Annotated in this window: 1 pseudogene; it reads left to right on the top strand. The window is 69.6% G+C overall.

What is annotated here, in order from left to right:
• The first annotated feature begins 223 nt into the window (after positions 1-223).
• Positions 224-1,422: pseudogene (locus tag TR48_RS36720) on the top strand (IS110 family RNA-guided transposase).
• Positions 1,423-1,443 lie beyond the last annotated feature (21 nt).

Genomic DNA, 1,443 nt, shown 5'->3' with positions numbered 1-1,443 from the left:
CCCTACCTTCTTGAGTGCGTCCCGAGAGTTCGCGACTCTGGGATGGCGCGGGTGGGGCAGGGATGGTTCTCATGCTGGCTGCCTCCAATGGCTCAGATCGCTGTTCCCCCTGTCCCGCCACTTCTTCTGGACTGCTGATTAGGCTCTGCGGACCATCGCTTGGTAGGGCGAGGACAGGCGGGAGGAGTCGCGCCGCACGCGTCGCGAGGAGGGGCACACGGCCATGACCGCATCTGCTGGCTTCGACATCGCCAAGGAGTTCCACTGGCTCGCCGTCACCGACGAGCGGGGACAACTCCTGTTGCACCACCGGGTCGACAACGAGCCCGGCGCTATCGACCAGGCCATCGCCGAGTTGATGGCCACTCAGATTGAGCACGGGCAGGTCACTGTCGGCCTGGACATCATGGGCGGCATCGCGGCCCTGCTCACGGCCATGCTGCTGGCCGCCGGACTGCGCTGCGTCCACGTGCCGGCCTGGCCGTCAATCGCGCGCGCCGCGGCACCCGCGGCGGAGAGAACAAGTCCGACCCCCGCGATTCCAAGGTCATCGCCGAGCAGGTCATGCTCCGCGACGATCTCCGCGAGATCCCCCTCTCCGCGGAGAGCGAGGTGGAGCTGCGCCTGCTGGTGGGACACCGCAGCACGCTGGTCAAGGAAGCGACGGCCACCGCCGCCCGACTGCGCGACCTGCTCACCGGCATCCATCCCGGGCTGGAACGGGTGACCGACCCCACCAACAAGAGCAGCCTGATCCTGCTCGGCCATTTCGTGACGCCGGCCGAGATCCGCCGCGCCGGGGCCACCCGGATCGCGGACTACCTGCGCAAACGAGGAGTCAAGAGCCCGACCGCGAAAGCGCTGGCCGACAAGGCATCGGCCACGGCCCAGGCCCAGCGCACGACCATCGTCGGCGAGCGGCGCACGGCCGCGCTGATCCGTGAACTCGCCGACCAGCTCCTCGCGGGCAAGGCCCGCCTGCAAGCGGTCGAGACCGAGATCGAGGCCCTGGTCGACGACCACCCTGACGGGGCCCTCATCCGCAGCCTGCCGGGGATGGGGGCCGCTCTGACCGCCGAGTTCCTTGCCGCCGTCGGCGGCATCCGGCGGTTCGACAGCGGGGACGCCCTCGCTGCCGCGGCCGGACTGGCCCCGGTGACGACCCAGTCCGGGAAGATCCGCTACTCGCGCAGCGCCACCGGCGGCGACAAGGCCCTCAAGCGGGTCTTCTACCAGTCGGCCTTCTGCGCGCTCCAGCGCGACCCGACCTCCCGCGCCTTCTACGACCGGAAGAAGTCCGAGGGCAAACGGCACCATCAGGCGCTCATCGCCCTGGCCAGGCGCCGGGTCAACGTCCTCTACGCGATGCTCCGCGACCGGGAGCCCTACCGGGCCCGGCCACAACTCCGTCTCGTGGCTTGACTTCAGCATTAGGCAGCGGTC

It is taken from the genome of Streptacidiphilus neutrinimicus, from assembly GCF_000787815.1.
In the GTDB taxonomy this organism is placed as follows: domain Bacteria; phylum Actinomycetota; class Actinomycetes; order Streptomycetales; family Streptomycetaceae; genus Streptacidiphilus; species Streptacidiphilus neutrinimicus.
This window is presented reverse-complemented; position numbering and strand designations above follow the sequence as displayed.